Below are 19,759 nucleotides of genomic sequence, written 5' to 3'. Positions count from 1 at the left end.
CCCCTTCACGTTCCACTCCCCACACTCTGCACGCCCGTCATCCGTCATGCTGGGGCGCAATGGAGCTTACGGTTTTGGGCAGCACAGGCAGCATCGGCACGCAGGCGCTGGATGTGGCGCGGGAGCGCGGATACACGGTGACGGCGCTGGCAGCAGGGCGCAATCTGGAACTGCTGTCGACACAGGTCCGGGAGTTCCGCCCGGCGCTGGTCAGCGTGGACCCGGCGGTGTACGCCGAGGCCAGAGCGCTGCTGCCCGGGACCCGGTTGACGGCGGATGTCAGCGAGGTGGCCGCCCACGACACCACCGTGGTGGTCAACGCCATGAGCGGTCTGATTGGACTTGCACCTACCCGCGCGGCCCTCCAGGCAGGTCAGGCCGTCGCGCTGGCGACCAAAGAAGCGATGGTCACGGCGGCGGGCCTGATCTGGGAGGCGGCCTCAGCAGGCGGCGGGCGCGTGGTCCCGGTGGATTCCGAACACACCGGCGTCTTCCAGTGCCTGACCGGCGAGGACATGGCCGACGTGGCCGAGGTGATCCTGACCGCTTCCGGCGGCCCCTTCCGCGACGGCCCCGCCGATCTGGGCGGCGTGACGCCCGCGCAGGCGCTGAAGCACCCGTCGTGGAGCATGGGGCCGAAGGTGACCATCGACAGCGCCACCCTGATGAACAAGGGGCTGGAGGTAATGGAGTGCGCCAGCCTGTATGGCCTGCCGCTGTCGCAGGTGGGCGTGGTGGTCCACCCGCAGAGCCTGATCCACGCAGCGGTGCGCTTCCGCGACGGCAGTCTGAAGGCGCAGTTCGGCCCCACCGACATGCGCCTGCCCATCGCCTACGCCATCGATGCCGCCCCCACCGGCATGCAGCGCCCCGGCGACGTGCGCGGCACCAGACGGGGGCCGGAGGTGGCCGGGCACCTGTCGTGGCCCATGCGCGGCACCTGGGAGTTCCGGGAACCGGATTTTGACCGCTTTCCCTGCCTGGGGCTGGCCTACCGCGCGGGTGAGGCGGGCGGCCTGCTGCCGGTGGCGCTGAACGCGGCGGATGAGGTGGCGGTGGAGGCGTTTCTGGCCGGTCATCTGCCGTTCATGGGCATCCCCAGACTGCTGGAGCGCGTGTTGAACGAGACCCCTGCCGGAACGCTGGACTGGGACGCGCTGGCCGCAACCGACGTCTGGGCGCGGGTGCGGGCCTGGGAACTGGTGGGGGTGCGGGCGTGAGCTTCCTGCAAAGCCTCGCGGCAGCCCTGACCCCGGTGGGCCTGCTGTGGACCCTGTTGCTGATCAGCATCGCCACGTTCCTGCACGAGCTGGCGCACTACGCGCTGGCCCGCTGGCAGGGCGTACAGGTCAAATCGTTTTCCATTGGTATGGGGCCGATTGTCTTCAAGCGGCTGTGGCGTGGCACCGAGTGGCGGCTGTCTCTGCTGCCCATCGGCGGCTACGTGGAAATCGACGGCATGGCCCCCGAGGAGGTCCGCACGGGCGAGGGCGAGGTCAGTTACCGGCAGGCCACCCGGGGCTTCGCGGCCCTGCCCGCGTGGGGCAAGATCGCCGTGCTGCTGGCCGGACCCCTGATGAACCTGCTGCTGGCCATCGGCCTGATGACGCTGACCTTTTCCTCGCAGGGCATACCGGCCCCGGACCGGGCGCGCATCGAGTCGGTGCAGCCGGATTCGCGCGCGCAGACGCTGGGGCTTCGGACCGGGGACGTGATCACCGCCATCGACGGTCGGGACATCCCCGACACCCTGCAGGTGGACGGACGCACCGTGACAGGCTGGGAGAACCTGCGCAACGTGCTGGGCACGCCGGGGCCGCATAGCTTCACGCTGGAGCGGGCCGGGCCGTCCAGAACCCTTGAAACGCGCACCGTGACCTTCGACTGGACACCCACAGTGAACGGCCAGCGGCAACTGCTGGGCATCGGCTACGGCCCGGACATCGTGCCGGTGGGTGTGGGCACGGCCTTCCGGACCTCGCTGACCACCACCGCAGAAGCGGTGCCGCAGGTGCTGCGGGCCTTCGGCAACCTGTTCGGCCGCTTTCTGACCCTGAACTTCTCGCAGGACGAGAACGTCACCGGTCCCATCGGCACCACCGAGATCGTGAGCCGCGCCGCCGCCCTTAGCCCGTGGGCACTGGTGCAGGTGGCCACGCTGCTGAACCTGTCGCTGGCCTTTTTTAACCTGATTCCGATTCCGGGGCTGGACGGCGGACGCATCCTGCTGGTTCTCGTGGGCGTGCTGCGCCGCCGCCCGCTGAGCTTCTCGCAGGAGCAGGCCATCAATGTGGCCGGCTTCGCCTTCGTGCTGCTGCTGATGACCTTCGTGGTGGTGCGCGACGTGAGCCGCTTTTTCTAATGCAAGGCGCGTCTGTGGACTCCTGAAAGCGCGGCGTGGGAGGCAGATTCGCTCACGTGCCCGAGTGAAATGGTGTGTTAGAACAGTCTTCATGATTGGAACTTTGAAGAAGAGCGTCACGGTGGGACTGGCAGCGGCGGGGCTGGCCGCAACGGGTATGGCCAGCGCGACGGACGTGCGGCTGGGCCTGAACAGCAGCGCGGGCCTGGGCTGCCAGATCGTGGGCGGGCGCGTGGGCTTTCAGGAGGGCCGCTTTGGCATCTACGCGCAGGGGGCCTACTGCACCAGCAACGTGGAGGGCAGGTCCGGCACCGGGTCCTTTGGCGGCCTGATCACGGGCGACCTGCTTACCTACGGGAACGTCACCACCTACGCCCTGCTGGGTGCGGAGGTGCAGGGCAGCAACACCGCCGTTCAGGGCGGCCTGGGCCTGCGCTACGGCATTGCCCTGTTACCGGTGGAAGGCTACGTGGAAGTAGGCGCACAGCGCATCAGCACGGCGCTGCAGCCCATCATCGGGCCGCGACTGGCGGTGGGCATCAACTACCGCCTTAACGTCGCCAGCCTGCAGGGCCAGATGCCCGCGCCTTTCAAGTTCGAGGACGGCACCACCACCCAGTACGCGGGCAGCGCACCGGCCGAGTGCAAGCTGACGCCCGAGCAGGACATTGCCAGCGCGCGTGGCGCGGCCCGCTCGGCCGCCGATGAGGGCCTGGGAGCCGCGGCCAGTGCCTACGGCGCGGCGTACTCCAAGGTGTCCTACAAGATCGAGATCACCAGCGTGGGCATCAACGGCAACGTGGGCAGTGCGGGCGGCAAGGTGACCATCAGCGCCACACAGAACAGCAACGGCGAGCAGGTCAGCGGCACCTACGGCGGCACCATCAAGCTGGTGCGCTCCGGCTGCGGCTGGCAGGCCACCGGCTTTACCCGCAACGACGGCTAGGCGTAAAAGACACCAGCTTTCACAGGGGCGTGACCGCCCGAACACCCGCCACCGGTATGGGGTTCGGCCAGTCACGCACTTTTCGGGTGTGACCGCCTCTCCCGCACCCCTAGCCCTGGCGTCCCCGCGAGTGATATTCCGCGTTGGGAATGAAGCCCAGCGCGCTGCTGACGCGGTTGGTCATGTTGAACATGCCGATCACCTGCACGGCCTCCAGAATCTGGGCGTCGTCTAGGCCCGCGTCCCGCAGGGGGGTCAGATCGGCCTCGGTCATGCCGGCGGGGTCCAGGGTCAACTGCTCGGCGAAGGCGCACAGGGCGGCTTCACGGACAGACAGGTCGGCGTGCCGCCAGTTGACGGCCAGCGTGTCGGCTTTCTGGGCCTCCATGCCGTATTCCCGCAGCGCCGCCCCATGCGAGACTGCGCAGTACACGCAGCGGTTCAGGCCGCTGACCACCACCGCCATCATCTCGCGCTCAAGGTTGCCCAGGTGGCCCGGCTTGTTGACCAGCAGGTTGAAGTAGTTCCACCATGCCAGGAACTGCTCGCCGTTCAGCGCCTGCGCCTGAAACACGTTGGGCACGAATCCCAGGTTCGCCTCCGCCTTGTTCCACAGTTTGCGGACGCCCTCGTGCGCGTCTTCATTCGTCGGCACGGCCAGCCAGGAGATCTTATTCATGAGACCGCCAGCTTATCCCGCACGCGCCATTTTCTGTGCGGGCCGCCGCGTGAGATAGTCACGCCAGTGATTGCCCCTGCCCCACATGTCCGTGTTCACCGCCTGTACGCCAACGTCTACCTCCTGAGCAGCCCGGCCGGGCGCCTGCTGGTGGACGCCGGGGCCTGGCCCTACGCCGCCCGTTTCGACCGCATCCTGGGGCAATTCAGCCCGGACGCCGTGCTGCTTACCCACGCGCACGTGGACCATTCGGGCGGCGCGTGGCGGGCGGCCCGGCGCGGTATTCCGGTGCTGGCGCACCCGCTGGAGCACCCGCAGCTCTCCGGAAAGGTCCACAATCTGCCGTACCCGGCGGGCCGCCCGGACATCGGGCGAATGGTGTCCAGGGCGCATCCCAAGGTGCCCAGCGCCGCCCTGCACGCGGTTCACCCTGGCGAGACGGTGCTGGGCTGGGAGGTGGTGGCCCTGCCTGGCCACACCTACGGGCAGATCGGGGTAATGAGGGACGGCGTGCTGGTGGCCGCCGACGCGGTGATCGGGGCCGCCGACGGCGCGCATCTGCCACGGGCCGCCTACAACGCCAACCACGCCCAGGCCCTGGATACCCTGAAGCGCATCGCCGGAATGGACCTGCGTACGGTCCTCCCCGGTCACGGCGGCCCGCTGACACCCGAGCAGGTGCGGCGGCGGGCGGGCCGGCCTGGACCGTAACCCGGACCTTCGGGGAGTCGCCGCGAACCGGCTCTTCCCCTGATTCCGCTGATCAGCCGGTTGTCCCGGAGGAAGTCTCCAGCCCGCCCAGCGCGTCCATCAGCTCCAGCGCGTAGCGCACCCCGGTCTCGAAGTCACGGCGCAGCACATTCTCGTTGGGCGCGTGAACGCGGCCCGCCACGTTGCCGATACCCAGGGCGACGACCGGCGCGCCCACCGACTGCATGAAGGGGTGCATGGGACCGCTGCCGCCGCTGCTAGGGTGCAGAATCGCGTCCTGTCCGTACACCTGCCGCGCCACCCGCACGGCGGTCTGCACGAACGGATCATTCAGGGCGCTGCGGGCCGGGTGCTGGTGGCTCTCAAGCTCGACAATTTCCACGTCCTGCAAATCCTGGGCGTCCAGATGGGCACGCAGCAGTTCCACGATCCGGTCCGGGTGCTGGTCCGGCACCAGACGAAAGTCGATCTTGACGAAGCCCTCGGCAGGCAACACGGTCTTGCTTCCCTCCTCGCCGTAGCCTCCGTGAAAGCCGTTCACGTTCAGCACCGGCATCAGGTTGGTGCGGGCGTTGAAGTCCTCCGGCGCTCCCAGACGGCGCGTGACCTCGTAGGCGTCGTACAGCGACTCGCCCTGGCCGGGAATGCTGGCAATGGCCTCGCGGTCCGCCTCTGAAGTCTGGCGCACGTCGTCGTGAAAGCCGGGGATGGTCACGTGTCCGGTCCCGTCGCGCAGGCTCGCCACAGCCTTCGCCAGCCGCCACAGCGGATTGTCCACCACCGCGCCGGTGCTGCTGTGCAGGTCACTGGCCGCCACCCGGCAGCGCAGTTCCAGGCACACGATGCCCTTGAGACCAGCGTACAGGACGGGGCGCCCCTCGGGCGTCACGCTGCCGAACTCCCACCACACGCCGTCCGCCTTCAACTCAGCGGCGTGGTCCTTCACGAAGGCTTCCAGGCTGGGGCTGCCCACCTCTTCCTCGCCCTCCAGCAGCCACTTGACCTTCAGGGGCAACTGTCCGCTGTGCCGTTCACGCAGCGCCCGCAGCCCGGCCAGCCGCGAAACGAACTCGCCCTTATCGTCGGAGGCGCCGCGCCCGTACAGGCGGCCGTCGCGCTCGGTCAGCGTGAAGGGAGGCGTGTCCCACAGCTCCAGCGGGTCTTCCGGCTGCACGTCGTAGTGGTTGTAAATCAGCAGCGTGAATGGGCCGTCCCCGGCCTCCGCCACCAGCACCGGGGCCACCTGACCGGCGTGGCGGGCGACGCGGAAGCCCTCGGCCTCCAGCAGCGCGGTCACGGTGTCCGCCGTTTCGGGCAGCATGCGGCCCTGGGCGGACACGCTCTGCATGGCCACCAGCTCACGCAGATCAGTCAGGCCGCGTTCGATGTGGGCGGAGAGGTCAGGGAAACCGGGTGTGGTCATGCTCCAATCTACTTCTCAAACCCGTGCGGATGCCCCCGGTGCCAGTTCCACGCGGTCTGCACGATGGCCTGCAAGTCGGTGAACTGCGGCGCAAAGCCCAGTTCCTGCACGATGCGCGTGGCGTCGGCCACCAGCCGGGGCGGATCGCCTGCACGGCGCGGCGCCATCTCGCGCTCCAGCGGCGTGCCCACCACCTCGTCCACCGCGTCCAGCACCTCGCGGACAGAAAAGCCGTGGCCCAGGCCCACGTTGTAGGTGGCGGCGTCGGTCTTCCCGGCGTGCAGCGCTTCCACCGCCAGCACATGCGCGTCGGCCAGATCCTGCACATGCACGTAGTCGCGGATACAGGTCCCGTCCGGGGTGTCGTAGTCCTCGCCGAAGATCATCATCCGGTCACGCTGCCCAAGTGCGGTCATGCACGCCAGTTCAATCAGGTGCGACTGGCTGGGGTGCGCCTCGCCAATGTCCCCGGCGGGGGACGCGCCGCAGACGTTGAAGTACCGCAAGATCGTGTACGGCAGCCCATGCGCCGTGTGAAAGGCGTGGATCATGCGCTCGGTCATCAGCTTGGTCTCGCCGTAGACGCTTTCAGGCTGCATGGCGGCGTTCTCAGGGATGGGCACGGCGTCGGTGGTGCCGTACACGGCGGCGGTGCTGGAGAACACCAGCGGCACCTTGCGGGTGTCCACAATGGCCTGCAGCAGGTTCAGGCTGCCCACCACGTTGTTACGGTAGTAGCGGGCCGGGGCGCGCATGCTCTCGCCCACCTCGATCAATGCGGCGAAGTGGATCACAGCGTCGGGCTTGTGGGCTTCCAGGACCGCCTTGACGCCGGGAAAATCCAGCAGATCGGCCTGGACCAGTTTTACGTCTTTCGGCAGGGCCTCAGCGTGACCGTTGGACAGGTTGTCCAGCACCACCACCTCGTGCCCCGCCGCCCGCAGTTGCCGCACTGTATGTGAACCGATGTAGCCCGCGCCGCCGACGACCAGAAGTTTCATTGCGGTTCAGGGTAGCAGGCGAGTTCAACGGAGGCATCCCCTGTGCCGCCCTGCACAGCCTGTCCGGAGAAGAAGTCTGCCCGGACCAAACACAGCGTGCGGGCGGATGAGTCGATGTCATCCGCCCGCACGCTGTGGAATTCCTGGTTCAGTTCAAGACGCGGCGCGCGCCGTTGTAGCGGCTGGCCCAGTACGTATTGGCGAACAGCGGCTCGATAACGGTACGGCCCTTGTAGCTGTTGGCGTTGGCCATCATGCCGTCGCCCACGTACAGGCCGACGTGACTGGCGACGCGGCCCATGGTGTTAAAGAACACCAGATCGCCCGCGCGCAGATCGCGGCGGCTGACCGCACGCCCGCTGCGCCACTGCGAGGCAGCGGTGCGCGGCAGATTAATACCCAGGTTCCTGAACACGCTCTGGGTGAAGCTGGAGCAGTCCAGACCGTTGCGGCCACTGCCACCCAGTACGTAGCGCACGCCCAGGAAACGGGCGGCGGCCGTCCGCACGAACGCGCCGCCAGTGTTCGTGGCGGCGGGCGCGGCGTTGCGGACGGGAGCGTTGACGGCCCCCCCACCGATATTGAGCTTCTGGCCCACCTGAATGGTGGAGCTGTTCAGACCGTTCAACCGCATCAGCGTTCCAGCGTCCGTTCCCGTGGCCCGCGCTATGGCGGTCAGGGTGTCACCGCTTTTGACGGTGTACGTGGCGGCCACAGCGGAGGTGCTGGTCAGCGCGGCGAGGGCAAGGGGCAACAGGAAGCGGGAGTAATTCATCGACTGTAGGAGTTTATCCCAGCTTTATTTATTTGCCCTTAATTCTTGGACGGAACCGCCTGGTTTATGCGCCTATACGTTGTTTATGCGTCCCGGCCCTTCTCATGCCGCACCCGGATCTGCCGTTTGGCTCAAGCTTCTCAGATTCGGACTCATGTTGGAACAGCAGCCAAAAGTAGTGTCAGTCACAGCCATAAGCCCAACTGTACCCTTGATCACATCCTCATCTTCCTCATATCTTGGAACGTGGTGTCTGGCAGATATGAAACTTTGCGGTGGGGTGATGGCAATTCCGGCTGGACCTTCCGCACGCGCAGACTCCTATACTCGGTTCCAGGGAACAGCCATCCGATCAGGCACCCGATCTGGAGGACCGATGAAGGAACCCATGACCACCGATCAGCTCCTGCAAGGTCTCAAGCACTACCGCCGGATTGCCCGCCAGGACATGCTGCGCGCCCCTGAGACGCCGTGGCCCGACGCCTTCTTGAAACATGCCGAGTGCCGCCGCGAGGTGTACGTGGCGCTGGGCACCCACGCCGAGAAGCACGCCCCCGACGACGTGATCGCGCACGCCCTGTCGCTGTACGAGGCCATTCCGTTTTCCACCGGCACGCCGGAGCATGAGCATCCCGATCTGAAGGGCCGCGAGAACGCGCTGGAGAACTTCTTCCTGCTGGTGGGGCTGGACCCCAAGACCCGCCGCGAGGCCCGCAGCCGCCGTCCCAAGCTGGAAACCGCCGCTGGCGGCTGACCCGGCTGCCGCGTTGGGGGCGCTGGACCTGCTGGCCCAGGGGTGTGCCGCGTGCCGCCTGCGCCCCGGCTGCAGCGGCGTGGTGGTGGCCGAGGGCCACGCTGCGGCCCGGCTGGTGATCATCGGCGAGGGGCCGGGGCGCGAGGAAGACCGGCTGGGCCGCCCCTTCGTGGGGGCGGGCGGGGAGCTGCTGGACCGCATCCTGGCCTCGGCGGGCATCCGGCGGGACGAGGCCTACCTGACCAACACCGTCAAATGTCGTCCACCGGGTGACCGCCCGCCCCGGCCCGACGAGGTGAATACCTGCACAGGGCTGTGGCTGGGCGCGCAGCTCAGGCTGCTGCGCCCCCACGTGATCCTGAGCCTGGGCAACACCGCCACGCAGCACCTGCTGCGGACAGACCGGGGCATTGCCAGCCTGCGCGGCCAGTGGTTTGCCTTCACGCATGACAACGGCGCGGGCGGCACGCACCAGGCCCTGCTGATGCCCATGTTCCACCCGGCCTACCTGCTGCGAAATCCGGCGCGCAGTCCCGGCACCCCCAAGGCGCTGACCTGGCGCGACATCCGCGAGGTGGCCGCCGTCCTGTGCGGCGAGAAGAGGCCGGAGGCCGTCGCGCAGCTTGCGCCAGCGGACATGGACGGGCAGCCGGGGCTGTTTTGAACCCTGCCCCGTCTGGCCCACAGCTCCTGAATGGCTGAACACACCCACCGACCAGCACCGCGAGCGGGACAACGGACCTGCTTCCGGCGGCCCCGTAGACTGGGGCCCATGCCCCATCCTGAATTCGTTGGACTCGTCAATTCCCTCCAGGCCACCGCCGAGGCCGCACTGGGCGACCTGAATGCCGCCACCGCCAGCGCCGCGCGCGACGGACTGCTTCAGGAGGGCCGCGCCCGCCAGACCGCCGAGCGCAGCCTGAAACTGCTGACCATGCTGGCCGACAAGACCCGGGGCAACCTGGACTTCGCGGAGGCTGACCTGCTGACCGGGGCAATTTCGAGCCTGCGTGAACGGCTGGGCAGCGGCGCGCAGGGCCACTAGTGCGGGCCGTCGTACAACGGGTGACCCACGCCACCTGCACCGTGGCGGGCGCAGTTACCGGGCAGACCGGGCCGGGGCTGCTGGTCCTGCTGGGCGTCGCGCCGGGCGACACCGCCCAGACCGCGCGGGCGCTGGCGGCCAAGATCGCCAAGCTGCGGATCTTCGGCGATGACGCGGGCAAGATGAACCGCAGCGTGCTGGACACAGGCGGCGGCGTGCTGAGCATCAGCCAGTTCACGCTGTACGCCGACACCCGCGCTGGCAACCGCCCCAGCTTTACCGGAGCGGCCCCACCCGAGCAGGCCCGCGGGCTGTACGGCGCATTCAACGCCGCCCTGCGTGACCTGGGCCTCAGCGTGGGCGAGGGCCGCTTCGGCGAGCACATGGTCATCGACCTGGGCAACGACGGTCCCGTGACCATCACGCTGGACCTGGATTGAACCGGATGACGGTTGCGGGACCCACTTGGGCCTGACCGGAAGGGGCAGCAACGCAGACGGGTGAAGCGCCGGTCTAGCCCTCGATCTCCTCGTCCGTCTCGTCGCTCTCCACCGCCGGGGCCACCGGGTTGCGGTTCTTGCCGATCTCGCGCACGCGCCCGCTGAAGCGGCCCTTGATCTCCTCGTACATGGGGTGGGCGCGGATGTCGCCGGGGCGCGAGGGCGCGGCGCTGGCCACCGGCTGGGGCGCCGCCGCCGGGCGCGGGGCCGGGGCCGGACGTTCCACCGTCAGCGCGGCGTACGGCGCGTCTTCCAGGCTGGGCGGGCCAGAGGGTGCCCCCGCGTCCAGCGGACCGCCGATGTCGTCCCAGTCGGGTTCCACATCGATGGCTTCCACGATGTACAGCTCGCGTGAGGCGGCGCGGGCCTCCGGAGGGGCCGATCCGGCAGGGGGCGCAGGCGCGTCGGCCACATGGGCGGTCAGCCAGGGATCCGCGTCAATGGTGGGCAGCGGGGCAGGGGCCACGTCGTCCGGGCTGGCGGGGCGGGCTAGGCGGGTCTCAGGCGGGCGCGTCTGAGGCCGGGGCGGTGGCCCGCCGCCCGGCGGTTCCAGCGTCGCCACAGCCGCCGGGCGCGGCGGCAACGTGGTCTGGGGCTGGGGAGGCGTGGCCTGGGCAGAAGCCTGCGCCCCCGGCACTTCGGTCCCCCGGCTGGCCCGGCGCGGCGCCGGATCGAACGGCGCGATCTCGATCTCGGCGGCGGGGGCGGCCTGCACAGGCACCGTCCGGGGCGCCTCAGGCGCAGGACGGGACGCCGGGGCAGAAGCCGCCCCCACAGCACCGCCCCCGGCCCCGCCACCCAGTTTCTGCTTCTTGTTGGCCTCGGCGGTGACCAGTTCGAAGGTGACCGGGCCGAACACCTTGAGGGCCAGCGTGGCGATGTCGTCGAACTTGCTCAGCGCCTGCTTGGCGTGAAAGCCGTTGTCGCTGTAGGTCAGGCTGACGTAGCCCGCCTCGGCGTGCATCCTCGCAGGCTTCAGAAAGGCGCGCAGCTGCATGCTGGCGGCGCGCACCACGTCGGCCCAGTTGCCCTGCTGGGCTGGCGGGGCCTCCTCCTGCGCCTGGGGGCCAGCCTGAACCACCGCCACCGCGTCCCGCACCACCTCGCGGGCCGGGGCGGGGCCGCTCCGCTCCTGGGCTGCCACAGCCGCGCTGCCTGCCCCAGCGCCTGCACCGACCGCTCGCAGACCGGCCAGCTCCTTTTCCATGCGGTTGAGGCGCTGCAACAGGTCCGCTGGCATGGCCGCCGCGCCTGCGCCCGTCGCCGCCCCTCCTCCACCGGTCCCACCGTCGGCGGCCAGCAGGGCGTGGGTCAGCGCCAGTTCCAGGCTCTGTCCGTCGGCGGAACGGGCAAAACGCGCCTCCTGTTCATCCAGCGCGGCCTGCAACTTCAGGAGCCTGGGCACGTCCGCGCCGTCCAGCCGCCCCTCGTCACCCAGGCCCAGTTCGGCGTGCAGGGCGGCCCCCAGCGCCGAGACCAGACCCTCCACCACCGTGCGGGCCGCGAAGCCGTCGCGGTACAGGTGGCCGGCCCCCTGCAGCGCCGCGCCCGCGTCGCCCACCACCAGGGCCGCCGCGATGCCGCGCACGCGCTCGCCGGGCGGCAGGCCCAGCGCCTCCTCCACCCCGGCCCGCGTGACCACCTGACCGGCGGCCAGCATGCGCTCCAGCAGGCTCTCGCCGTCGCGCATCGCGCCGTCGGCCAGCCGTCCAATCAGGTTCAATGCCTCCGGCTCGGCGGTCATGCCCTCCTGCCGGGCCAGCCCCGCCAGTTTCCCGGCAATCTCCTCCGGCGTCAGGCGGCGAAAGCGGTAGTGCTGGCAGCGCGAAAGGATGGTAGGAATGATCTTTTCCGGCTCGGTGGTGGCCAGGATGAAGATGACGTGGCCCGGCGGCTCCTCCAGCGTCTTGAGCAGCGCGTTGAAGGCACTCTTGGTCATCATGTGCGCCTCGTCCAGAATGTAGATCTTCTTGCCGCCGCGCATGGCCGCCAGCCCCACCAGCTCGCGCAGGTCACGCACGTCGTCCACACCGTTGTTGCTGGCCGCGTCAATCTCCATCACGTCGGGATGGGATCCGGCGCGCACGCTCAGGCAGGACTCGCATTCGCCGCAGGGTTTCGGCGCAGGCCCGCTGCAGTTGGCGGTCATGGCGATCAGCCGCGCCGTGGTGGTCTTGCCCACCCCGCGCGGCCCACTGAACAGGTAGGCGTGACCCACGCGCCCGGCCTCCAGCGCAGCCTTCAGCACGTCCTTGACGTGTTCCTGGCCCACCACCTGGTCCCAGCGGATGGGCCGCGCACGCTGATAGATGGCGCTCATGCCTGCGCCTCTGGTGCGGCGGGCAGCAGGCGGCAGAGGGCGGGTAACACCGGGAAAAAGACCGATTCATTGACCGCCAGACCCTCACCGCTTACCGCAAACCTCTTCACCTCTCCAGTGTAGTGCGGGGCGGTCCGGGGCGGGGTGAGGGAAGGCCGGATTGAGAGGCTCCGGCCAGGGTCCCGGCACATACAGGAAAGGCCCCCAACACTGCTGCCGGGGGCCTTTCACTGGTCCTGCTCTCTTGCTGTGGTGCCGAGGATGGGATTTGAACCCACACACCTCGCGGCGCTAGTCCCTGAAACTAGTGCGTCTACCAATTCCGCCACCTCGGCATCTGTCTTTCGTGAAACGGCCCTTCCGCTTGGTAGCCGCGCCCGTGGGGCGTTTCGGAAGGCTCGGTTACTTTACTGGCGAGTTTGGAAACTGTCAATAGGCCGGCCAGCCAGACCCCGCAGATACGGCCGCCCGGAGACCCAGAAGAGAGCGCCCTGACCCATTGCAGGCCAGGGCGCTTACTTCTCCGGAACGCCGTCAGGCGAGGACGACGGCGCGGTGGAGCTGGGGAATCAGAGGACTACAGCGCCAGAATGGCAGCGAAATCGCCGTTCAGGCCTTCGGGGAAGAAGCCGCCCTTGACCGCGTCGACCTTCAGGAAGACGATGTTGCCCACCTGACGGGGGGTACGGCTGAAGGCAATCGAGTTGGTGTCGGCCAGCACGATGTTGGCACCGCCCGCCGCATTCAGGATGCCCTGGTCCACGTCGCTGGCGCCGTCCACCGCGTCGCGCAGGTTGCTGATGGCCGCCACCACGTCACTGACCTTGAGGGCCGGGGTGACTTGGGTGTTGCGCTGCTGGTAGAGCAGGGTGCGGATCTGCCCGGCGTGGTACGCCTCGACGGCCAGAATGCCCGCCGCGTTTTCCAAGTTGCCGCCCGCCGAGGTATCGGACAGGAAGCGGGCCGCACCCTTGTACGCGCTGACCCCCACATCCTCGAAGATGAACGCGCCGTGCAGGAAGAACAGGTCGTTGGCAAAGGGGTTGAAGCCGGTGATGGCGCCGCCCGAGGCCGCGTTGCCCGCCGCCAGGAAGGCCGGACCGAGATCGATCATGGGCTGGGCTACGGCGCCCGCACCCAGCACCTTGCGGATGATGCGGACGTGGTTCAGCTCGTCGGAGGCGATCTCGTTGGCGTAGGCCGCCACGTCGGCGGACTCGAACTTGATGCCCGCGCCGCCCTTGCCGGTAAAGCCGGCGGGCAAAATGACCTTCTTGCTGTCGCCGCCCACCGCGTCCAGCTCTTCCAGGCGGCCCACGGCGGCCAGGTAGAACGCGGCTTCCAGATACTCCAGGTTCAGGGCGAAGTTGAAGATGGTACCGTCCAGGTTGGCCTTCTTGTCGCCGCCCTGCGCCATTGCGCCGCCCATCATGCCGGGCGCGCAGCCTGCCAGCAGGGTGCCGGCGCCGACAGCGCCAGCGGCTCCCAGGAATTTACGGCGGTTCAGCAGTTTTTCGTTGGTTTCGTTGCTCATGGTGTTCCTCCAGGGAAGTGAGAGGCGGGGGCACAGGACGCGGCATCAGGACACGAAAGGGTTGGCCTGCCCGGCTGTTCAGATGGCCCCTTTCGCCTTGTTGTCCTTCTACCCAGACATAAGCGGGCGGGCGGTAATTGGATCATCTCGGTCACGCCTATAAAGATTGGATAAAGGCACTGGGGCCGAATGGGTCGTGTGGACCTGCCGTCACACAGGGCATGGAGTCCCACGCCCCCTTCGCCCATACGGCCTGTCAGGGGGCGGTCAGGGTACGGGGCGCTGGCTTCTGGTAGCCGCGCGCCGCCGCAGCAGCCCGAAGGCCGCGCCTCCCAGCAGGGCCACCAGCACGGCCCCGGCCAGCGCCACGCCCAGCGCCGCACGCAGGCCAACCTGCTGGGCCACGAACCCGATCAGGGGCGGCCCCAACAGAAAGCCGCCGTAGCCGATGGTGGCCACCTGCGCGATGCCGCGCCCGGCCAGCGCGTGCCCCGCCGCGCCGTACAGCACCGGGACCACGTTGCTCAGGCCCAGACCGGACAGGGCGAACCCCGCAGCGGCCAGACCCGGCCCCTGCGCCAGCAGCGCGGCGCCCAGGCCCAGCCCCGTGAGCGCCGCGCCCACCCGCACAATGGCCTCGTCGCCCAGCCGCCCACGCGCCCGGTCCCCAAACCAGCGGCCCAGCGTCATGGTCACCACAAAGGCCGTGTAGCCGACGCCCGCGTTGCCGTCCCCCTGGCCCAGCACATCGTGGAAATACAGCGCCGCCCAGTCGTAGTTGGCCCCCTCCGAGAGCATGCCCAGAAAGCACAGCAGGCCCAGCAGCAGCGCGGCGGAACTGATGCCCGCGCGGCGCGGCGGCGCGGCGGCCCGAGCCTCGTCCGCGTCCCCGGCCACCGGAGCATCCGGCAGCAGCAGCCGGCCCGCCAGCAGGCCCGCGACGGTCGTGACGCCCACCACCAGCAGCACGTGCGTGAGCATCGGCACGCGGCCTACCAGCAGGGTGCCCAGGCCCGCGCCCAGCACCCCGCCCAGACTGAAATAGGCGTGCAGGCGGCTCAGGACCGGGCGCTTCAGGGCCTGCTCGACCGTGACCCCCTGGGCATTCATCGCCACGTCCAGGCTGCCGTTGGCGGCCCCCAGGACGGTCAGCGCCAGCACCAGTCCCAGATAGCCCGGCACCACGAACGGCAGCGCCAGCGACAGCATGCAGGCCACCACCGCCACCCGCGTTACCGGACCGCTGCCGTACCGCGCCGTCCAGCTGCCTGTCAGCGGCATGGTGACCAGCGCCCCTAGTCCAATCGCCAGCAGCGCCCCGCCCACCTGGGCCTCGCTGAGCCTGAACGCGTCGCGCACCCCAGGAATATTCACCGCCCAGGTGGCAAAGAACGCGCCGTTGACCAGAAAGATCAGACTGACGGCGCGGCGGGCGGACTCGGCGCGGCCAGGGGCAGGGGGAAACTGGGAAGGGGACATGCAGGCTCCTGGAGTAAAGGAAATGGGGAGAGACTCGGGACGCAGCCACGGGAGACACCGGGCCCGGACAGCCCTCGGCCCGGGCCGACCCTGGGACTGTAACCCGCACGATCTGGGCGGGGATGAACAGGGCTAAAACGATTCAGATAGCCGGGAGGAGGGCTAAGATAGAGATCATGCCGCCCAAGCCTGCCGCACCGTCCAGCGGACGCATTACCCTGCGCGAGGTGGCGCGCGCCCTGGGGGTCAGCGTGGCCACCGTGAGCAACGCCTACAACCGCCCCGATCAGCTCTCGGCGGCGCTGCGCGAGCAGGTGCTGGAAACGGCGCGCACGCTGGGCTACGGCGGCCCTGACCCCCTGGCCCGCAGCCTGCGGCGGGGCCGCACCGGGGTCATCGGCGTGGTGTACGACGCGCCGCTGGAATACGCCTTCGCCGATCCGGCTGCCGCGCAGTTTCTGGGCAGCGTGGCACAGGCGCTGCAGGATGCCTCCTACAACCTGTTGCTGCTGGCCAGTCCCGCCGACACCCAGGCCGATCCACTCCTTCCCGTGCAGAGTGCCAGCGTGGACGGCCTGATCGTGTACAGCGCCGCGCAGAACAGCGATTTGCTGCGCGCGGTTCTGTCGCGCAACCTGCCCACCGTCCTGGTGGATCAGGACCAGCATGCCCAGGCTGCCGGCGTAGGCATCGACGACGCTGGAGGGGCCACCCTGGCGGCGCAGCATCTGCTGGGACTGGGCCACACCCACATCGGCGTGCTGTGCCTGGAACTCGGTCTCCGGCAGGGCGGCGGGCGCGTGACCCACGAACGGGAGCGGCAGATCGTCTATCACCCCACCGCCGAACGCCTGCGCGGCTACCGTGAGGCGGTGGCCGCCGGCACACCCGCCCACGCCCAGCTTTTCCTGACCGAAGCCGGGCGCAACACCATTGCCGACGGCGAGGCCTGCGCGCTGGAGTTGCTGCAGGCCGAGCCCCAGACCACCGCGCTGCTGTGCATGAGTGACGTGCTGGCTCACGGGGCGCTGAGGGCCGCCCACACCCTGGGCTGGGCCGTGCCGCAGCGCCTGAGCATCATCGGCTACGACGACGCGCCCGGCAGCGCCGACCTGAACCTGACCACCGTCTGGCAGCCCACCTCTGAAAAGGGGCGGCGCGTGGGTCAGGCCATGCTGGCCCTGCTGGGCGGCGAGGCCCAGGTGGACGTGCGGCTGCCGACCCGGTTAATTGTGCGCGGCAGTACGGCGGCGCGGCCCGCCACGCCGGCCCAGCATCTCTAGCCAGTTCTTACCGGCACTTTTTGGGCTGTGATCACATGCCGTGGATCCGCTGCCCAGGCCACGAACCGCCTGCGGCCTACAGTCCCCGCCGGAACCATCACGCAACAACGGGCGTGCCGCGCAGGCCACACCCGTTGTCAGGCAGAACGGCGTTACTGCGGCAGCGTCAGGCGCAGGGCGGCAGCGTGCAGCATCTTTACGCCGGTCTCCAGACTGGCCTCATCGATGGTGAAGCGCGGGTGGTGGTGCGGCCAGCGGCTGTCCTGCTCGTCGCTGCCGGAGCCGACGTTGAAGTATGCGCCGGGGGCCTTTTCCAGGTAGGCGCTGAAGTCCTCGCCCCCCATGGTGGGTTTAGCGTCGCGGAAGTGGTCCGGCCCCACGGTCTCCAGCGCGATCTCCTTGAGCTGCTCGGCCACCCAGTCGGTGTTGATCAGGGCGCGGTAACCGAATTCGTACTTCAACTCGTACGTCGCGCCGTGGGCCTCGCACACGCCCTTGATGACGCGCTCGATCAGCTGGGGCGCACGCTGACGCAACTCGGCATCAAAGCTGCGAACCGTGCCCAGAATCTCAGCGCGGTCCGGGATGACGTTGTGTGTGGTGCCGCTGTGGAACGAGGTGATGCTGATCACCAGCGGGTCCAGCGCCGCCACACCACGGCTGACGATGTGCTGCAGGTTGGTGACCACCTGCGCGCCCACCGCGATGGGATCGATGGCCTCTTCCGGGTGTGCACCGTGCCCGCCCCGGCCCCGGATGGTCAGTTCCAGCATGTCGGGCGCCGCCATGAACGGCCCCGGCTTGACCGCCACCATACCGGCAGGCAACTGGCTGTTCAGGTGTAGGCCGGTCACCACATCCACGCCGTCCATCAGCCCGGTTTCCATCACCAGTTCCTCCGCACCGCCCGGCCCGATTTCCTCAGCGTGCTGGAAGATCATGCGGACTTCGCCAGGCACCTCGTCGGGATTCCCGGACAGCAGCTTCGCCACGCCCAGCAGAATCGCGGTGTGCCCGTCGTGGCCGCAGGCGTGCATGACGCCCTTGTTTTTAGAGGCGAATTCGAAGCTGTTTTCCTCGGTGATGGGCAGCGCGTCGATGTCGGCCCGCAGCAGCAGCGTGCGGCCCGACTGGCCGCCCCTGAGCACCGCCAGCACGCTGGTTGCGGTGGGCCGCGTGACCGTTAGCCCCGGCATCCTGTTCAGCTCCGCCTCGATGTAGGCCGCAGTTTCATGCTCGTGAAAGCCCACCTCGGGGTTCATGTGCAGGTGCCGCCGCCACGCCACGAGCTGCTCGCGCAGCGCCGCCGTCCTCTCCTGGGTTGCTGTCATGCCGCCAGCCTAGCGCGGGTGCCGGGCCGGTGTCCGCCTGCCGCAGATGCATTCGCTTATGTGGGACAGCCCTACCCCACCCTCCCAGAAAGCAACCCGTCAGAGGGTGCGGACCGCCGCCTAGCCTCCCCCGTTGGCCCGGCCCTCGTCGAGCCCCACGCCGAAGCCCTGGTCCAGCAGCGCGTCGTTGTAGGTGCGGAAGGCCAGCATGGTCTGGGTGCGGGCGATGCCCTCCACCTTCCGCAGGTGGCCGGTCACCACGTCGTCGAGCTGGTCGTACTCGGCCAGCTTGAGAATTGCCACGATGTCCCACTCGCCGGTCACGCTGTAGACCTCGCGCACGGCGGGAATGGCGGCCAGCGCCTCGGCGGTTTCCTGCACGCGCTGGCGGTCCGCCTGCACCATCACGATGGCCGTTACCATTTGAGGTTCCTCATGGAAGACATTGTGACGCGCAGCGCCGCAAAAAACAGCGCCTGACCGCTCGTTCGGGGACGTTTCGCCGCTCAGGAGCGCCTATTGTGGAGGCATGACCGCCCCCTCGCCTGCCCCGGAAACCACGCTCCCCACGGCGCGTGAGCAGCTTCTCAACCGTATACAGAAAAATATTCCTATCGTCCGGCGCCCCTACCAGCTGATTGCCGAAGAAGTCGGGTTGAGCGAGGCCGAGGCCCTGGAAATTCTGCGCGAGGTCAAGGCCGAGGGCGTGCTGCGGCAGGTCAGTGCCATCTTCGACACCCGCACGCTGGGGTACCAGAGCAGCCTGGTGGCCGCCGTGCACGACGAGGATCAGCTGGACGCAGGCGCGGAAGTGGTGAACGGCCACCCCGGCGTCAGCCACAACTACAAGCGCAATCACGATTTCAATCTGTGGTACACCATTGCCGTGCCGCCCGAGAGCGATCTGGAAGCGCACGTCCAGAAGTTGCACGAGCTGAGCGGCGCCCGTCTGACCCGCCTGATGCCCACGCTGCACCTGTTCAAGATCGGCGTGGAGTTCGACATGACCGGTAAAGAGGACTGGAACGCCAAAGCCAAGCCGCAGTACACCAGTGAGCAGCGCAACATCGGCTACGAGGTGACGGATCTGGACCGCGCCTTCGTGGTGGAGTTCCAGAAGGATCTGCCCGTGACCGAGGAGCCCTACGCCGATGCCTGCGCCGCGCTGGGCCTGAGCATCGACGAGGTGGCCGCCCACGCCGAGAAAATGAAGGCTGCCGGGGCGCTGCGGCGCGTCTCTGCCGTGTTCCGCCACCAGAAGGCGGGCTTTACCTTCAACGCGATGGGCGTGTGGGCCGTGCCGCAGGAGGACGTGGCCGAGGTGGGCCGCCAGATGGCCGAATTCAAGGCCGTGTCGCACTGCTACCTGCGCCCCACCTACCCGGAGTGGCCGTACACGATTTTCACCATGGTTCACGGACGCAGCAAGGAAGAGGCGTTCGGCAAGATCAGGGCAATTGAGGAAGAGGTGGCCAGCGGCGTGGCCCACGACATCCTGTACTCAACGAAGGAATACAAGAAAATCCGGCTGGAATTTTACAAGCCGGAGTTCTACGAGTGGGAACAGGAAAACCTGAAAAGCTGACGCAGCCGCGTCCGTCCCGGAGGCCAGCGTC

19 protein-coding genes and 1 tRNA gene are annotated in these 19,759 nt (G+C 68.5%); 10 read left to right on the top strand and 10 right to left on the bottom strand.

What is annotated here, in order from left to right:
• Positions 1-59: 59 nt before the first annotated feature.
• The 3 genes from dxr (at position 60) to IEY31_RS03220 (ending at position 3,308) form a co-directional block, all read left to right on the top strand.
• Entirely contained in the window at positions 60-1,220 is a 1,161-nt protein-coding gene (dxr, locus tag IEY31_RS03230; RefSeq protein WP_188968991.1) for a 1-deoxy-D-xylulose-5-phosphate reductoisomerase, read from the top strand.
• Positions 1,217-2,362 (top strand): M50 family metallopeptidase, encoded by a 1,146-nt coding sequence (locus IEY31_RS03225; RefSeq protein WP_188968990.1) that lies wholly within the window; start codon positions 1,217-1,219, stop codon positions 2,360-2,362. Before dxr ends, IEY31_RS03225 begins: the two co-directional genes overlap by 4 nt.
• Before the next feature lie 91 nt (positions 2,363-2,453).
• Complete coding sequence (locus tag IEY31_RS03220) at positions 2,454-3,308, top strand: hypothetical protein (RefSeq protein ID WP_188968988.1); 855 nt, start codon at positions 2,454-2,456, stop codon at positions 3,306-3,308.
• A 109-nt stretch (positions 3,309-3,417) separates the two neighbouring features.
• On the opposite strand, the gene IEY31_RS03215 is transcribed toward IEY31_RS03220, so the two are convergent.
• Positions 3,418-3,987 (bottom strand): peroxidase-related enzyme, encoded by a 570-nt coding sequence (locus IEY31_RS03215; RefSeq protein ID WP_188968986.1) that lies wholly within the window; start codon positions 3,985-3,987, stop codon positions 3,418-3,420.
• A gap of 66 nt (positions 3,988-4,053) precedes the next feature.
• Between IEY31_RS03215 and IEY31_RS03210 the strand changes: the two genes are divergently transcribed.
• Positions 4,054-4,698 carry an MBL fold metallo-hydrolase gene (locus IEY31_RS03210; protein WP_188968985.1) on the top strand — a complete coding sequence of 215 codons (645 nt, stop codon included), beginning with the start codon at positions 4,054-4,056 and terminating at the stop codon, positions 4,696-4,698.
• A gap of 52 nt (positions 4,699-4,750) precedes the next feature.
• On the opposite strand, the gene IEY31_RS03205 is transcribed toward IEY31_RS03210, so the two are convergent.
• From IEY31_RS03205 to IEY31_RS03195, 3 genes are all read right to left on the bottom strand, one after another.
• Positions 4,751-6,121 carry a M20/M25/M40 family metallo-hydrolase gene (locus IEY31_RS03205; protein WP_188968984.1) on the bottom strand — a complete coding sequence of 457 codons (1,371 nt, stop codon included), beginning with the start codon at positions 6,119-6,121 and terminating at the stop codon, positions 4,751-4,753.
• Positions 6,122-6,129: 8 nt separating this feature from the next.
• The gene (galE, locus tag IEY31_RS03200) at positions 6,130-7,122 is read right to left on the bottom strand and encodes a UDP-glucose 4-epimerase GalE (RefSeq protein ID WP_188968983.1); all 993 of its coding nucleotides are present in this window, start codon (positions 7,120-7,122) and stop codon (positions 6,130-6,132) included.
• A gap of 148 nt (positions 7,123-7,270) precedes the next feature.
• On the bottom strand, positions 7,271-7,897 hold the full coding sequence (locus IEY31_RS03195; protein WP_188968982.1) for a C40 family peptidase: 627 nt from the start codon (positions 7,895-7,897) through the stop codon (positions 7,271-7,273).
• A gap of 376 nt (positions 7,898-8,273) precedes the next feature.
• Between IEY31_RS03195 and IEY31_RS03190 the strand changes: the two genes are divergently transcribed.
• The 4 genes from IEY31_RS03190 (at position 8,274) to dtd (ending at position 10,136) form a co-directional block, all read left to right on the top strand.
• Positions 8,274-8,651, top strand: a complete 378-nt coding sequence (locus tag IEY31_RS03190) for a hypothetical protein (RefSeq protein WP_188968981.1) — start codon at positions 8,274-8,276, stop codon at positions 8,649-8,651.
• 13 nt (positions 8,652-8,664) lie between these two features.
• Positions 8,665-9,315 carry a uracil-DNA glycosylase gene (locus IEY31_RS03185; RefSeq protein WP_229723283.1) on the top strand — a complete coding sequence of 217 codons (651 nt, stop codon included), beginning with the start codon at positions 8,665-8,667 and terminating at the stop codon, positions 9,313-9,315.
• Positions 9,316-9,423: 108 nt separating this feature from the next.
• On the top strand, positions 9,424-9,696 hold the full coding sequence (locus IEY31_RS03180) for a DUF1844 domain-containing protein (RefSeq protein WP_188968980.1): 273 nt from the start codon (positions 9,424-9,426) through the stop codon (positions 9,694-9,696).
• Positions 9,696-10,136 (top strand): D-aminoacyl-tRNA deacylase, encoded by a 441-nt coding sequence (gene dtd, locus IEY31_RS03175; protein ID WP_188968978.1) that lies wholly within the window; start codon positions 9,696-9,698, stop codon positions 10,134-10,136. The genes IEY31_RS03180 and dtd overlap by 1 nt, the downstream gene beginning before the upstream one ends.
• 73 nt (positions 10,137-10,209) lie before the next feature.
• Here the strand turns inward: dtd and dnaX are convergent, their stop codons facing one another.
• From dnaX to IEY31_RS03155, 4 genes are all read right to left on the bottom strand, one after another.
• Positions 10,210-12,516, bottom strand: coding sequence for a DNA polymerase III subunit gamma/tau (gene dnaX / locus IEY31_RS03170; protein ID WP_188968976.1), 2,307 nt, complete (start codon positions 12,514-12,516; stop codon positions 10,210-10,212).
• Positions 12,517-12,766: 250 nt separating this feature from the next.
• Positions 12,767-12,851: transfer RNA gene (locus IEY31_RS03165), tRNA-Leu, on the bottom strand.
• 242 nt (positions 12,852-13,093) lie between these two features.
• Positions 13,094-14,050, bottom strand: a complete 957-nt coding sequence (locus tag IEY31_RS03160; RefSeq protein ID WP_188968974.1) for a ferritin-like domain-containing protein — start codon at positions 14,048-14,050, stop codon at positions 13,094-13,096.
• Positions 14,051-14,317: 267 nt separating this feature from the next.
• On the bottom strand, positions 14,318-15,529 hold the full coding sequence (locus tag IEY31_RS03155; protein ID WP_188968972.1) for an MFS transporter: 1,212 nt from the start codon (positions 15,527-15,529) through the stop codon (positions 14,318-14,320).
• Positions 15,530-15,705: 176 nt separating this feature from the next.
• Here IEY31_RS03155 and IEY31_RS03150 point away from each other — a divergent pair, with 176 nt between their 5' ends.
• Positions 15,706-16,812 carry a LacI family DNA-binding transcriptional regulator gene (locus tag IEY31_RS03150; protein ID WP_188968970.1) on the top strand — a complete coding sequence of 369 codons (1,107 nt, stop codon included), beginning with the start codon at positions 15,706-15,708 and terminating at the stop codon, positions 16,810-16,812.
• Positions 16,813-16,964: 152 nt separating this feature from the next.
• On the opposite strand, the gene IEY31_RS03145 is transcribed toward IEY31_RS03150, so the two are convergent.
• Positions 16,965-18,143 (bottom strand): M20 family metallopeptidase, encoded by a 1,179-nt coding sequence (locus tag IEY31_RS03145; RefSeq protein WP_188968968.1) that lies wholly within the window; start codon positions 18,141-18,143, stop codon positions 16,965-16,967.
• Positions 18,144-18,263: 120 nt separating this feature from the next.
• Positions 18,264-18,566, bottom strand: coding sequence for an Lrp/AsnC family transcriptional regulator (locus IEY31_RS03140; protein ID WP_075836467.1), 303 nt, complete (start codon positions 18,564-18,566; stop codon positions 18,264-18,266).
• 106 nt (positions 18,567-18,672) lie between these two features.
• Between IEY31_RS03140 and ahbA the strand changes: the two genes are divergently transcribed.
• On the top strand, positions 18,673-19,728 hold the full coding sequence (ahbA, locus tag IEY31_RS03135) for a siroheme decarboxylase subunit alpha (RefSeq protein ID WP_188968966.1): 1,056 nt from the start codon (positions 18,673-18,675) through the stop codon (positions 19,726-19,728).
• Positions 19,729-19,759 lie beyond the last annotated feature (31 nt).

This window comes from Deinococcus aerolatus (assembly GCF_014647055.1).
GTDB lineage: Bacteria > Deinococcota > Deinococci > Deinococcales > Deinococcaceae > Deinococcus > Deinococcus aerolatus.
The sequence above is the reverse complement of the archived record's forward strand: the minus strand, read 5'-3'. Positions and strand labels throughout refer to the sequence as shown.

Bases quoted from the DNA above. Each gene is read 5' to 3' on its own strand.
- dxr (WP_188968991.1), top strand. From the start codon at position 60: ATGGAGCTTACGGTTTTGGGCAGCACAGGCAGCATCGGCACGCAGGCG.
- IEY31_RS03220 (WP_188968988.1), top strand. From the start codon at position 2,454: ATGATTGGAACTTTGAAGAAGAGCGTCACGGTGGGACTGGCAGCGGCG.
- IEY31_RS03215 (WP_188968986.1), bottom strand. From the start codon at position 3,987: ATGAATAAGATCTCCTGGCTGGCCGTGCCGACGAATGAAGACGCGCAC.
- IEY31_RS03205 (WP_188968984.1), bottom strand. From the start codon at position 6,121: ATGACCACACCCGGTTTCCCTGACCTCTCCGCCCACATCGAACGCGGC.
- galE (WP_188968983.1), bottom strand. From the start codon at position 7,122: ATGAAACTTCTGGTCGTCGGCGGCGCGGGCTACATCGGTTCACATACA.
- IEY31_RS03195 (WP_188968982.1), bottom strand. From the start codon at position 7,897: ATGAATTACTCCCGCTTCCTGTTGCCCCTTGCCCTCGCCGCGCTGACC.
- IEY31_RS03190 (WP_188968981.1), top strand. From the start codon at position 8,274: ATGAAGGAACCCATGACCACCGATCAGCTCCTGCAAGGTCTCAAGCAC.
- IEY31_RS03180 (WP_188968980.1), top strand. From the start codon at position 9,424: ATGCCCCATCCTGAATTCGTTGGACTCGTCAATTCCCTCCAGGCCACC.
- dnaX (WP_188968976.1), bottom strand. From the start codon at position 12,516: ATGAGCGCCATCTATCAGCGTGCGCGGCCCATCCGCTGGGACCAGGTG.
- IEY31_RS03160 (WP_188968974.1), bottom strand. From the start codon at position 14,050: ATGAGCAACGAAACCAACGAAAAACTGCTGAACCGCCGTAAATTCCTG.
- IEY31_RS03155 (WP_188968972.1), bottom strand. From the start codon at position 15,529: ATGTCCCCTTCCCAGTTTCCCCCTGCCCCTGGCCGCGCCGAGTCCGCC.
- IEY31_RS03150 (WP_188968970.1), top strand. From the start codon at position 15,706: ATGCCGCCCAAGCCTGCCGCACCGTCCAGCGGACGCATTACCCTGCGC.
- IEY31_RS03145 (WP_188968968.1), bottom strand. From the start codon at position 18,143: ATGACAGCAACCCAGGAGAGGACGGCGGCGCTGCGCGAGCAGCTCGTG.
- IEY31_RS03140 (WP_075836467.1), bottom strand. From the start codon at position 18,566: ATGGTAACGGCCATCGTGATGGTGCAGGCGGACCGCCAGCGCGTGCAG.
- ahbA (WP_188968966.1), top strand. From the start codon at position 18,673: ATGACCGCCCCCTCGCCTGCCCCGGAAACCACGCTCCCCACGGCGCGT.